9 protein-coding genes are annotated in these 11,100 nt (G+C 70.0%); 1 reads left to right on the top strand and 8 read right to left on the bottom strand.

The genetic code is table 11. The features are described 5' to 3' along the window. Positions 1-2: 2 nt before the first annotated feature. Genes LZ199_RS36580 through LZ199_RS36565 form a run of 4 tightly spaced genes read right to left on the bottom strand, consistent with a single transcriptional unit; the run spans position 3 to position 4,512 of the window. Positions 3-1,658 (bottom strand): ABC transporter substrate-binding protein, encoded by a 1,656-nt coding sequence (locus tag LZ199_RS36580; RefSeq protein ID WP_253998420.1) that lies wholly within the window; start codon positions 1,656-1,658, stop codon positions 3-5. Beyond that, the gene (locus LZ199_RS36575) at positions 1,655-2,500 is read right to left on the bottom strand and encodes a glycoside hydrolase family 16 protein (RefSeq protein ID WP_253998419.1); all 846 of its coding nucleotides are present in this window, start codon (positions 2,498-2,500) and stop codon (positions 1,655-1,657) included. The genes LZ199_RS36580 and LZ199_RS36575 overlap by 4 nt, the downstream gene beginning before the upstream one ends. Next, entirely contained in the window at positions 2,497-3,723 is a 1,227-nt protein-coding gene (locus tag LZ199_RS36570) for an ROK family transcriptional regulator (RefSeq protein WP_253998418.1), read from the bottom strand. Before LZ199_RS36570 ends, LZ199_RS36575 begins: the two co-directional genes overlap by 4 nt. Positions 3,724-3,768: 45 nt before the next feature. Next, positions 3,769-4,512, bottom strand: a complete 744-nt coding sequence (locus tag LZ199_RS36565; protein ID WP_267145173.1) for a hypothetical protein — start codon at positions 4,510-4,512, stop codon at positions 3,769-3,771. A gap of 519 nt (positions 4,513-5,031) precedes the next feature. Between LZ199_RS36565 and LZ199_RS36560 the strand changes: the two genes are divergently transcribed. After that, positions 5,032-5,751 (top strand): dioxygenase family protein, encoded by a 720-nt coding sequence (locus LZ199_RS36560; RefSeq protein WP_253998417.1) that lies wholly within the window; start codon positions 5,032-5,034, stop codon positions 5,749-5,751. A gap of 17 nt (positions 5,752-5,768) precedes the next feature. Here LZ199_RS36560 and LZ199_RS36555 read toward each other — a convergent pair whose 3' ends face one another. From LZ199_RS36555 to LZ199_RS36540, 4 genes are all read right to left on the bottom strand, one after another. Continuing rightward, positions 5,769-6,509, bottom strand: a complete 741-nt coding sequence (locus LZ199_RS36555) for a hypothetical protein (RefSeq protein WP_253998416.1) — start codon at positions 6,507-6,509, stop codon at positions 5,769-5,771. An 11-nt stretch (positions 6,510-6,520) separates the two neighbouring features. Continuing rightward, complete coding sequence (locus LZ199_RS36550) at positions 6,521-8,587, bottom strand: TonB-dependent receptor plug domain-containing protein (RefSeq protein WP_253998415.1); 2,067 nt, start codon at positions 8,585-8,587, stop codon at positions 6,521-6,523. Between the two features lie 85 nt (positions 8,588-8,672). Continuing rightward, a complete protein-coding gene (locus tag LZ199_RS36545) occupies positions 8,673-9,716 on the bottom strand; it encodes a PEGA domain-containing protein (RefSeq protein ID WP_253998414.1) in 1,044 nt (347 codons plus the stop codon). A 58-nt stretch (positions 9,717-9,774) separates the two neighbouring features. Continuing rightward, positions 9,775-10,920 carry a serine/threonine-protein kinase gene (locus LZ199_RS36540; protein WP_253998413.1) on the bottom strand — a complete coding sequence of 382 codons (1,146 nt, stop codon included), beginning with the start codon at positions 10,918-10,920 and terminating at the stop codon, positions 9,775-9,777. Between the last annotated feature and the right edge of the window lie 180 nt (positions 10,921-11,100).

The raw sequence follows: 11,100 nt of genomic DNA, 5'->3' as shown, positions 1-11,100 counted from the left end.
GGTCAGGGCGCCTCCCTCGGGACGAGCGCCGTCAGCACCAGCAGGCTGTCGGGCTCGGCGTGGGGCGAAAGCCGGGCGTAGGGGTTCGCCTCGGTGGGAAAGCCCGTGAAGCGCTTGGAGTTGGACTCGCCCCAGGACGGGTTCGGGAACAGCGGAATGGCCGGCGCCGTCTCGGAGAAGCGCCGCTGCACCTGCGCCATCAGCGCCTGCTGCTCCTCGCGCGAGTCGGTGACTTCGAAGCGCTCCAGGAGCGCGTCCGTCTCCTTGTCGCCGTAGCGCTGCCAGTTGGCGGGAGCCACCTCGCCCACCGGACGCACCGTCGCGGACGACAGCATCCACTTGTAGAAGGTGTACGGCGTGGGCCCGTCCAGCGACCAGGAGATGGCCAACTGGAACTCCCCCTTCTGGAGCCGCGCCTGCCACGCGCTGAACTCGTACGTGCGCAGCTGTGCCTGGAGGCCCAGCTTGCGCAAGTCCCGCGCGACGACCTGTCCCGCGCGCACCCAGTCCGACCAGCCACCCACCACCTCGATGTCCAGCGTCAGCGGGCTGCCGTCCGCCTGGCGGCGCAGGCCGTCGGGCCCTCGCGTGAGGCCCGCCTCGTCCAGGAGCCGCGCGGCCTCCTTCGCGTCGTGGCGCACCCACGCGTCGTCCGCGACGGCCGCGTCCCGCCAGCCGGTGTACGCGTCATTGAGCCCCGTGGCGTCCGCCGGCCGCGTGTAGCCGTACATGGCGATTTCGACCAGCCGCTCGCGGTCCAACGCCATGCTCAGCGCCTTGCGCACGCGCACGTCGTTCAGCGGGGGCTGGGTGGTGTTGGGGTAGAGGAAGACGGTGCTGCCGAAGAGCGGGAACCAGCGCGCGTGGTGCTTGGGGTCCTTGGAGACGAAGGTGCGGTCCACCGCGGGGACGAAGTTGCCGGCCCAGTCCACCTCGCCCTCCACCAGCGCCAGGTTCGCCTGGTCATTGGTGGGGAAGGCCAGGAAGCGCAGCGCCCGGACGGCGGGCTTGCCGGGCTGCCAGTAGTACGGGTTGCGGCTCAGTTCGTACACCTGGTTGCGGAAGACACTGACTTGCGTGAAGGGCCCGGTGGCCACCGGGTTCGGATTGGTGAAGGTCACCGGGTCCGCGACGAGCTCCCAGATGTGGCGCGGGACGATGGGCTGCGCCGCCAGGTCTCCGAAGCCCGGGATGAAGGTGCGGGAGAACTGGAAGGCCACGGTGTGAGGCCCTTCCGCGCGCACGTCCGAGAGGAAGCGCCACACGCCGCCCGCGTCCAGGGCCGCGTGCTTGCGCAAGAGCTGGAAGGTGTAGGCCACGTCCTCGGCGGTGAAGGCCTTGCCGTCGGACCAGCGCACGCCCTCGCGCAGCGTGAAGCGCAGGGTGCGGCGGTCCTCGGACCACGCGTGGCCCGTGGCGAGCCACGGCTGGAAGTCACCCTTGGACGGCGTGTACAGCTCCAGGCACTCGTAGACGCCCGCGCGCGTGGGCCAACGCGAGCCCGCGCCCGGGAAGAGCGGGTTGAAGTTGCGCACCCACGCGCTCTGCTGCTCCACGGAGACGAACAGCGTTCCGGGCGGACGCGGACGAGGCTCGTTCGAGCACGCCGCGCACAGGAGCAGGAAGAGGGTGGAGGCGATGAGGCCCGCGGGCCTCATTCCACCCTCGTGTAGGCGCGCACGTAGTCCACCCGCATCTGCTGGGGGAACTGCGTGGTGCCGTCCACCGGACCCACGAAGCCGCCACCCACCGCGACGTTGAGGATGAGGAAGTGCGGATGGTCGAACACCCAGCGGGCGTTGCCCGGCAAGTCCCTGGGCGTCACCTCCATGAAGGCGATGTCGTCCACGAACCAGCGGATGCGGTCCGGGTCCCACTCCACCGCGAAGAGGTGGAAGTCCTCGTAGAGCTTGCCGCCGGCGACGACATGCTCCTCGCCCACGTTCTCCCCGCCGGAGTAGCCCGGGCCGTGTAGCGAGCCCCGGACGATGGCGGGAAGCTGGCCCCGGTGCTCCATGATGTCGATTTCACCGCACGTGGGCCAACCCACCTGGTTGAAGTTCGCGCCCAGCATCCAGAAGGCCGGCCAGATGCCCTTGCCCGTGGGGAGCTGGATGCGCGCCTCGAAGCGCCCGTACGTCCGCTCGAACTTGCCGCGCGTGGTGAGGCGCGCGGAGGTGTAGTCGTTGCCCTGGTAGCGCTCGCGCCGCGCGGTGATGACCAGCCGGCCCTCGCCGTCCAGCGACGCGTTCTCCGCCCGCGCGGTGTTGTGCTCGTACTGGCCGTTGCCCCAGCCGTCTCCTCCGACGTCCGGACTCCACCGCTCCGAGGAAGGCAGCGCGCCCGCGGGTCCGTCGAACTCGTCCTGCCACACCAGGCGCCAATCCTGACGCTCGGGCTGTTGCGTGGTGGGAGGCGGTTCCGTTCGTCCTGAGCGGGCCGGGTCACAGGCCAGGCTTCCCAGGAGCGCGAACCACGGAAGGAGTCGGCTGGGCGTCATGCGGATTTTCCGACGTGTTGGAGGGGAAATAGCGTGCGGTCCCGAAGGGCCGCCTGGAGCACGAGTGTGGCCGCGCCCACCGCGATGGACTTGTCGCCCAGCGCGGAGGTGACGATGCGCGTCTCCGCCATGGACGTGGACAGCGCGCGCTTGCGCACCGACGCCCGCAACGGGTCCAACAAGAGGTCTCCCACCGAGGAGATTTCGCCGCCGAGCACGACGATGGCGGGGTTGAGCAGGTTGAGCAGGCCCGCCACGGCGACGCCCAGGTACTGGCCCAGCCCGTCGATGATCTGCCGCGCCGCCGGGTCTCCCGCGCGCGCGCCTTCGACAATCTCCCGCACCGTGGGCGCCTTGCGGCCCTTGGTGCCCATCAGCTCCCGCGCGCGCTCCACCAGCGCCCCGGAGCCGATGAGCGTGACGAGACAGCCGCGCAGGCCGCACAGGCACGGCGGGCCCGCTGAGTCGACGGCGATGTGGCCAATCTCTCCGGCCGTGCCACCGGCGCCGCGGTACACGTCGCCGTGGATGATGTGGCCGGAGCCGATGCCCGTGGCCAGCTTGATGTACGTCAGGTCCTCGCCACCGATGCCCGCGCCCCAGTAGCACTCCGCCAGCGCGCCGAGGTTCGCGTCGTTGTCCACGAACACCGGCAAATCGAACGTCGTGTTCAGCGCCTCGCGCACGTCGTAGCCGCGCCACGCGGGCAGGATGAGCGGGGACAGCTTCCCGGGCGCGGACGGGTGCACGGGGCTGGGCGCGGCCACGCCCAGGCCCACCACGGAGCGCCGGGGCACGCGCTCGGCGTCCAGGCACTCCTGCACCAATGTCCGCACCGTCTTCAGCGTGCCCTCCGGATCATTGCGAACCTGCTGCGCGGCCGTGCGGTGGGTGCGCACGCGACCTCTCAAGTCGGTGAGCACCACGGTGACGTGGGTGGCGCCCATCTCCACGCCGATGATGCTGAAGGCGTCGTCGCGGAAGCCGATGAGGGTGGGGCGACGGCCGCCTCGGGAGACGCCGGCGCCAATGCTGCGCACCAGCCCCGAGTGCTCCAGGTCCGCGACGATGGCCGACACGGTGGACGGGCTCAGCTCCGTCCTCCGGGCAATCTCCGCCCGGGAAATCTGGCGCTCGCGCCAGATCATGTTGAGCAGCAGGCTGCTGTTCTGCGCCCGCATGCCCGCCGCGTCGACCGTCAGTGCCGCCGTTCCCACTTTCATCGTCCCCTTACGCTCCATTCCGCCGCGCGGAAGGCGCGGTGGGTGTCATCTCCACTGGATGTCGTCGATGTAGAAGACCATCGGGGAGGGCTTGCCCCCCGCCACCCAGCCGAAACCACCCACCACCTTCCGGTATCGGACGCGGCTGACGTCGATTGTGTACTCCTTTGGCTCCGTCGTGAGCGTCTGGTCGCCGGTATCGAGGGTGAAGCCGTCGGCCTTGGTGCTCATCCCCACCAGGAACTTGACGACCTCGCCTCCCTGGGCGCCCCACGCATAGAAGGACAGCACGGACGCGCCGTCGGGGACCTCGAAGCCGGGCAGGTCACCCCAGTTGAACTCGGGGTACTGCCACCACACGCCACCCCAGCCGTTGTTGCTCGCCGTGTAGGTGAACTTGTGGCAGTCGCCCTTGGCGGTGCCCGGCCGCGTCGCGGCGCACTCGGGCGCGGAGACGATGGTGCCCAGCTCGCCGTCACCCATGTAGCCGCTGGGCGCCCAGTGGCCATCCACCGTCAGGGGCAGCAGCGTGGTGGGGCCCGCGTCCGGTACGCCCGCGTCCGGTGGCGGCTCTCCCGCGTCAGGCGTGCCCGAGTCCACGGGCCCCGCGTCCGGCGTACCCGAGTCGACAGGCCCCGAGTCCGGCGTGCCGGAGTCGGGCTTTGTCCCCGCATCGGCCTGCGGCTCGGGCGTCTTGTCGTCGTCCTCCGGGTCACACGCTCCAAGCAGACTCATCGCGGCGAGCATCCCCGCCGCGGCACACGTCCAGGCGAAACGCTTGTGTTGCATGGGCTTCCCCTCCCTGCTGGAAAACTTCGTTCGCACTGCGAAGAAACCAGTCGACGCAACGAGCCAGCGCTCGCGTGGTGCGATGCGTCAAGAAAGCGCTTTGCTTCAGAGGAGAGTGAGGTGAATCACGCCGTGCCCATCCGCCAACACCCCCGGGCCCACCGTCACTCCGCCACGAACGCGTGCTTCATTCGTTCGAGTGCCGAAGAAAGTACCAGCGACGTTGGCTGGAATGCAAGCCGCCGCGTGACAGGCCCTTGACGCCAAACCAGACATGGCGCCGAGGGTGGACCTCTCCCAACGCCTGACGCAACGCGGCGATGGTGCGGTGAGAGGGATAGGCGCGCGAGCAGGTGAATGAGGGCTGGAGAGGTGCTGGAAACTTTGTTCGGACGGCGAACTAAGTCGGGAGCGGGGGGCGCCGGGTCATCCTGGAGGGGCACTGGACGGGGTGCGGCTCACGTCCGGCTCCGAGCGGAATGGCGACGACGGGGGCCACCATAGCCTGGGGCTCCCGTCTTGAAAAGTTTCAGCGGGCCCCGGCGCAACCGGAATCCGGGCGCGGGTCACCGGTTGCTCGTCTTCATGGGCACGTTGAGTCGACGTTCTGTCTTGCTGGGCTTGGGGTCCTGCGCCGTGGGCGCGGTGGCCTGCACCTGCGCGTCCCAGGCCGAGGCTGTCCCCGTGGCGCCTCGCGTCAGGGCGCGGCTTTATGTCTGCGAGGGCTGTGAAGCAGTCGCCGAGCGGAGCCCGGAGCGTCTGGCGCCCTTCGTCCAGTTGGCCAGCGGAGCGGAGCCGGGGGAGCGGATGACGCTGACGGGGCGCGTGTTGAGCGCCGAGTCACGCGAGCCCGTCGCGGAGGTCGTCATCTACGCGCATCACACCAACGCGGCCGGGCTGTATGCGAACGGTACGCAGGAGTCCGAGTGGAGTCGTCGCCACGGCCGGTTGCGAGGGTGGGCCAGGACGGGTGGGGACGGCGTCTATACGTTCGACACCATCAAGCCCGCGCCCTATCCGAACGACATCCTGCCGGCGCACGTGCACCTGTTCATCGGCGAGCCGGGGCGACCTCCGTACTACGTCGATGACGTCGTGTTCGACGGAGAGTTCGGCGTGACGCCGGAGTACCACGCGCGGCAGGAGCTTCGAGGTGGCAGCGGCATCGTGAAGCTGTCACGCACGGCCGCGGACGTGTGGCTCGCGAGGCGGGACATCGTCCTGGAGCGGCACCCCTGACGCGAGCGGGCGGGCGCTCAGAGCGGCGCCAGTTGAAAGGCGTCCATCAGGAGCGGCAGAGGGCGCGCGCTCCACAGCACGGCCCACTGTCGTTCATTCACACCGCGCATGTGGACGTCGCCCACATACAGCGCGACGGCGGCGCGGGCCTCCAGGTCGATGAGGAGCGCTCCCACCTCACCCGCCATCGAGAAGGGCCGGTCATCCGTGGCAGTGACGAGCACCTCGCGTCCGTCGTTCTCGCTCACGGAGATGATGCGGCCTTGCCGCAGGCCGCCCCGGTAGGAGTACTTCACCACGGTGCTGCCCACGCGGGGCGCGGCCACCCGGGGCACCCAGGGCACAGGCGGGTACTCGTCCGTGCCGAGTTCCTCCGGGTCCACGGGCGCGGCGATGCAGGCGTCGAGCAGGCCCGAGGGGTTCCACCCCGTGCCTCCCGTGGCCACTACTTGAGCGACTCGCGTGTGGGTGGTGACATGGCGGAGCCAGCGCCTCTCGGCGCGGCGGTCCACGATGCCGTCCTCGCCCCGTGAGTCCGCTGGAGGTTGTGGCACCAGTCCTGCCACCGGGAGCGTGCCGGGCGCCGGCGGCAGCAAGGGCGGTGGTCCCAGCCGGTGCTCCACGGTGAGCAGCACGGGGGCGCCGGACGCGCGCTGGCGGAACCAGCCTCCGAGGGACATCTCGTAGGGGCTGCCCTCCTCGCTCAGCGGCTCTCCGGCAATCAGCCGGGGGCCTCTTCTGTCGCCGTGCGTGCTCATGGTCGTGACTCCTACAGCTCGCTCAAGCCCGGGTCGAACAGGTAGCTGAGCTTGACGAGGAACTCGCGCGAGAACACGGGCATGGGAGCGTGGCCGCCATTGTACGGCTGGGCGATGCGGAAGTTCGTGCCGAGCAGGTTGTAGATGCCCGCGCCAATCTCCAGCCCCTTCGTGCCCACGTTCTCCGCGCGCACGTAGAGGTTGAGCAGCAGCTGCGTGGGCAATTCCTCCACCGCCGAGGCACCTTCGTCGTCCGGCACGTCCACCGCGAAGCGCTTGCCCACGAGCACCGCGGTGGGATTCACGGACAGCCACGGCTGCACCTTCAGGCTGCCCGACAGCGAGGCCTTGTGCGTGGGCATGCCGGTGAAGGCGTTGGAGTGCCCGGGCACCTGGTAGTCCGCCACGTCGTTGCGGCCCGAAGGCGCATAGAACGAGTAGCTGAGCGCCGCGCGGCCCCAGCTCCCCTTCACGTGGTAGTCCAGCTCGATGCCCCGGCTGCCCAGCCGCCCCAGGTTCCGGTACGCCTCTTCGTTCGTCACCGCGTCGTACGAGTAGATGATGGGGTCCGACACGCCCACGTCGAAAGCGTTGGCGCTCAGCGCGTGGCCATCGCCGAAGCGCAGCGTGCCCTCCAGCTCGTACACGGTGGTGCGCTCGGGCTTCACGTCCGCGCCCAGGCTGATGTTCTCGATGCCCGGCGCGCGGAACGCACGGCTGAAGAGCGCCTTGCCGCTGAACGGGCCGAACGCGCGCAGGAGCACCAGCCGGGGGACGAACGAGCTGCCGAAGTCGCTGTGGTTCTCATACCGCGCGCCCGCGACGACGGTGACGAAGGGGTTCTCCGAGAAGGCCTCCACGAAGCCCGCGACGTTGAGGTAGGAGACGCTGACGGCGCCGTCCTCGCCAAAGGCCGTCTGGAGGCCCACGTCCGCGGGGCCCTTGAGCTTGCCCTGGTCCGACGCCACGTCCACGCCGCCGGTGAGCTGCAGGAAGTCCAGCGCCGCCCAGCGCGCCATCGTCCGGCCGCGCAGCCGCATCACCTGCTTCTCGTAATAGAACTCGGAGGCCTGGTCCGCGTCGCGGAACGGCTCGGAGAGCGTCAGGTTGAAGCGGGGGATGATCTCCACCCGCTCGCTGGGACGGAAGCGGTTGCTCAGCTCCGCGTGGAAGGACTCGAAGTCGGAGGACGAGGGCGCGTCCAGCACCTCGTCGAAGGCGACGATGGCCGACGTGGCGAAGCGCTGGTACAGCACGCTCAGCTGGAGGTCCCGGTAGCCCACGCCCGCCTGCACCGTCGTCGGGTTGAGCTTGGTGTTGCCGCCCATGTCGGCGGTGTTGCCGAAGAAGTCCTGGAACTGGGCATCGCTGCGCTGGCCCTGGCCCAGCGACGCGGAGGCGAAGACGCTCAGGCCCGGCGCGGACTCGAACACCTTGCGTCCCGACAGCGTCAGGCTCCGTCGGCCGTTGACCTTCTCCAACTGGCCGTAGGTACCGGACACCATCAGGTCCGTGCTGCCCTGCACGCCCCGGGTGATGACGTTGATGACGGCCAGCTCCGCGTTGCCGCCGTAGATGACCGAGCCGGGGCCGCGCACCACTTCGATGCGCTCGATGAGCTCCACGGGCAGCTCGTTGCCCAACTGCATCGTCGAGTAGAGCTGCTCGTTGAGCTCCTTGCCGTCGACGACGAGCAGCACCTTGCCCTCGTAGCCCCACAGCCCGCGGAACCCCGGGCCGACGGCGCCCTGCGTGTCCACGCCGAAGAAGAAGCCCGGCACCTGGAGCAGCAGGTCCATCAAGTCGCGCGCGCCCGAGTTGCGAATCTCCTCCCCTGTCATCGACGTCACCACCGCTGGCGAGTCGCGCAGCTTCGTAATCGCGAACGACGCCACCTGGCTGTGCACGTCGGACTCCTCGTCGAGCGGCACGTCCTGGACCTCTGCGGGCGTCGACTCGGGCGCGGCCTCGGCAGGAGGCTCGGACGTCTCCGGCTCCCACTGGGCGAGGGCGGGGGGCGCGGCGCAGAGCAGCAGCGGGAGCAGGAGGGGGCGGGGCCAGCGAAGGCAGAGCGGCATGAGGGGACCTCGGGGCAAGCGGGGGGCATGGGCGGCCAGGGCCCGCGTCTGACAGGGATGGGGAGACAGCGGTGCGCGGCGGGGTTCAGCGCACCCGGACGGCCGTGCGACGACCCGGCTCGACCTCGACGCTCATGCGACGCTTCACCTCGCCGTTGACGCGAACCTCCACGCGGGCGGGGCCGGCGGGGAGGTTCTGGGCGACCAGCGGCGGAAAGCCATAGGGGCGGTTGTTGACCCAGACCTCGCCGTAGAGGGCCGGAGAGGTGATGTCCAACTCACCCCGGCCCGTCGCGGCGGCCTTCGTCACAGCGGGCGCGGCGGAGGCCACGGGCGCGTGGGCGGCGGGAGGCTCCACGGCCGCCGCGGGCGCGGCGACGGTCACGGGCGGAGAGGTGGGCGCGGCGGGCCGCGTGACGACGGGCGTGAGCTGCCCGCTGACGTCGCGGTTGAGGGAGTGCACCGCGTCCTCTTCCAACTCCACCGTCTCCTCCACCAGCCTCCGGTCTCCCTGCGCGAGCGCCACGCGGTACGTGCCCGCGCGCAGGGGCAGGCGCGCGGGCGTCATGTCCACGGCCTTCCCATCCACCTGCACCACGAGGCCCGGCGGCGTGGACGTCACCAGCAAGAGGCCGCCGCGAGGCTCCTCCAGCACGGCGGGCTCCTCCTTGGGCTGCGCCCGCGCCGCCGTGGCCGCCGCCTTGGAGGCGCGCGTCCGGGCCGGCTGCCGCGCCGGGGGCTCTCGCGTCGCCTTGGCCTGCTCCGTGCGGCCGCGGTTGCGCTCGCGCGACTGGAGGTCGGTGGCGATGCGCAAGAGCTCCACCAGATCTCCTCCGGGCGCCTTGCGCAGGCTCAGCGCCTCGGTGAACTCGCTGACGGCGGTGTCGTAGTCGCGGTCTTCCAGGGCGGCGAGTCCGGCGGCGCGGCGCGCGCGGGCCAGTCCCTCGCTCGCGTCATCCACCGGCGGCGGAGGAGGCGGAGGGGCCGTCGCGGCCTGCGTCGGTGGCGTGACGGGAGCGGTGGTGGGAATGGCCTCCGTCGCGCGGCGCTTGCGCACCACCACGTAGGCCATGGCGTTGAGGGCGAGGGTTCCGACGACGATGACGGCAATCCAGGTCTTCTGTTTCATCCGCTTCTCGGTCTCACCGCACGCGCCACATCAGCCCGGGCACGAAGGCCGTCCCGCTTCAGACGACGACGAAGTACCAGAACAGGGCACTGGCGCAGGCCGCGGCTCCCGCGGTCAGCACGACGGGCCAGGGGAAGGGGGGCTCGCTCAGGTCCACGGGGACGGACACGGGGAGGGCGGCCACCGGGCTGCGCATGGTGGGCGAGGTCCGCTCCTCCACGGGCGGCGGGAGCCGCGAGACGGGGCTCGGCGTGCGCTCGAAGGGGATGCTCCCGCCGGACATGCCGCTGCCGGGCGACGAGCCGAACGCGGACAGCGCCGTGGCGTGCTGCCCCGTCGTGTCGGCGGGGAACAGCGACGTCACCAGCGAGGCCAGCTCGCGCCCGCCGGATGTCCACTGCTGCGCGGCGCGGAAGCGCTCCAAATCCATCGCCAGCTCGCGGGCCGTCTGGTAGCGCGCGTCGGGCTCCTTCTCCAGCAGGCGCAGGATGATGCGCTCCAGCTCCGGCGCGAAACCCGGTGACACCAGTGAAGGCGGTGTCACCTGCACCTGGGTGGCGGCGACGATGGTCTGCTCCACCGTGTCGCGCTTGAACAGGCGCCGCCCCGTGGACGCCTCGTAGAGGACGATACCCAGGGAGTAGAGGTCCGAGCGGTGGTCCAGCTCCCGGTTCGTAATCTGCTCCGGGGACATGTACGCGTACTTGCCCTTCACCACGCCCACGCTGGTGCGCTCGACGTTCACCGCGCTCTTCACGATGCCGAAGTCGGCCAGCTTGATGATGCCGTCGCGCGACACCAGCACGTTGCCCGGCGTGACGTCGCGGTGCACCAGCTTCAGCGGCGTGCCGTCCGGCAGCGTCTTTGAGTGCGCGTACGCCAGCGCGTCCGCCACCGCGATTCCCACGTCCACCGCCACCCGCTGGCCCAGGGGGAAGTGCGACTTCCACGCGTGCCGCAGCACCCGGTCCAACGCCTGCCCCTGAATCCACTCCATGGCCAGGTAGTACTGGCCCTCAATCTTCCCGAAGTCGAAGACCTGCACGATGTTCGGATGCGTCAGCAGCGCGGCGACCTTCGCCTCGTCCGCGAACATCCGGCTGAACGCCTCCAGGTTGGCGTACTCCGGCAGCACCCGCTTGATGACACACGGCTTGGAGAAGCCGTCCGGTCCATCAATGGAGGCCAGGAAGATGTGCGCCATCCCACCCGCCGCGAGCCTTTGCAGAATTCTGTATTTCCCGAAGTAGACGTCTTCAACGGGAACCGGCACTGGCGCGTCGAGCCTGTCCAACTGTCGCCTCAGGAATTAGCTGTAAGGCGAGAAAGATACAGTTGGTTTGCCTACCCCACAAGTTCGCGACCCTCGGGTGTCAAGCCCTTT

Origin of the sequence: Myxococcus qinghaiensis (assembly GCF_024198215.1) — a bacterium.
GTDB lineage: Bacteria > Myxococcota > Myxococcia > Myxococcales > Myxococcaceae > Myxococcus > Myxococcus qinghaiensis.
The sequence above is the reverse complement of the archived record's forward strand: the minus strand, read 5'-3'. Positions and strand labels throughout refer to the sequence as shown.

Coding starts and splice junctions, on each gene's coding strand:
- LZ199_RS36555 (WP_253998416.1), bottom strand. CDS start 6,509: ATGAGCACGCACGGCGACAGAAGAGGCCCCCGGCTGATTGCCGGAGAG.
- LZ199_RS36545 (WP_253998414.1), bottom strand. CDS start 9,716: ATGAAACAGAAGACCTGGATTGCCGTCATCGTCGTCGGAACCCTCGCC.
- LZ199_RS36550 (WP_253998415.1), bottom strand. CDS start 8,587: ATGCCGCTCTGCCTTCGCTGGCCCCGCCCCCTCCTGCTCCCGCTGCTG.
- LZ199_RS36575 (WP_253998419.1), bottom strand. CDS start 2,500: ATGACGCCCAGCCGACTCCTTCCGTGGTTCGCGCTCCTGGGAAGCCTG.
- LZ199_RS36565 (WP_267145173.1), bottom strand. CDS start 4,512: ATGCAACACAAGCGTTTCGCCTGGACGTGTGCCGCGGCGGGGATGCTC.
- LZ199_RS36570 (WP_253998418.1), bottom strand. CDS start 3,723: ATGAAAGTGGGAACGGCGGCACTGACGGTCGACGCGGCGGGCATGCGG.
- LZ199_RS36540 (WP_253998413.1), bottom strand. CDS start 10,920: ATGGCGCACATCTTCCTGGCCTCCATTGATGGACCGGACGGCTTCTCC.
- LZ199_RS36580 (WP_253998420.1), bottom strand. CDS start 1,658: ATGAGGCCCGCGGGCCTCATCGCCTCCACCCTCTTCCTGCTCCTGTGC.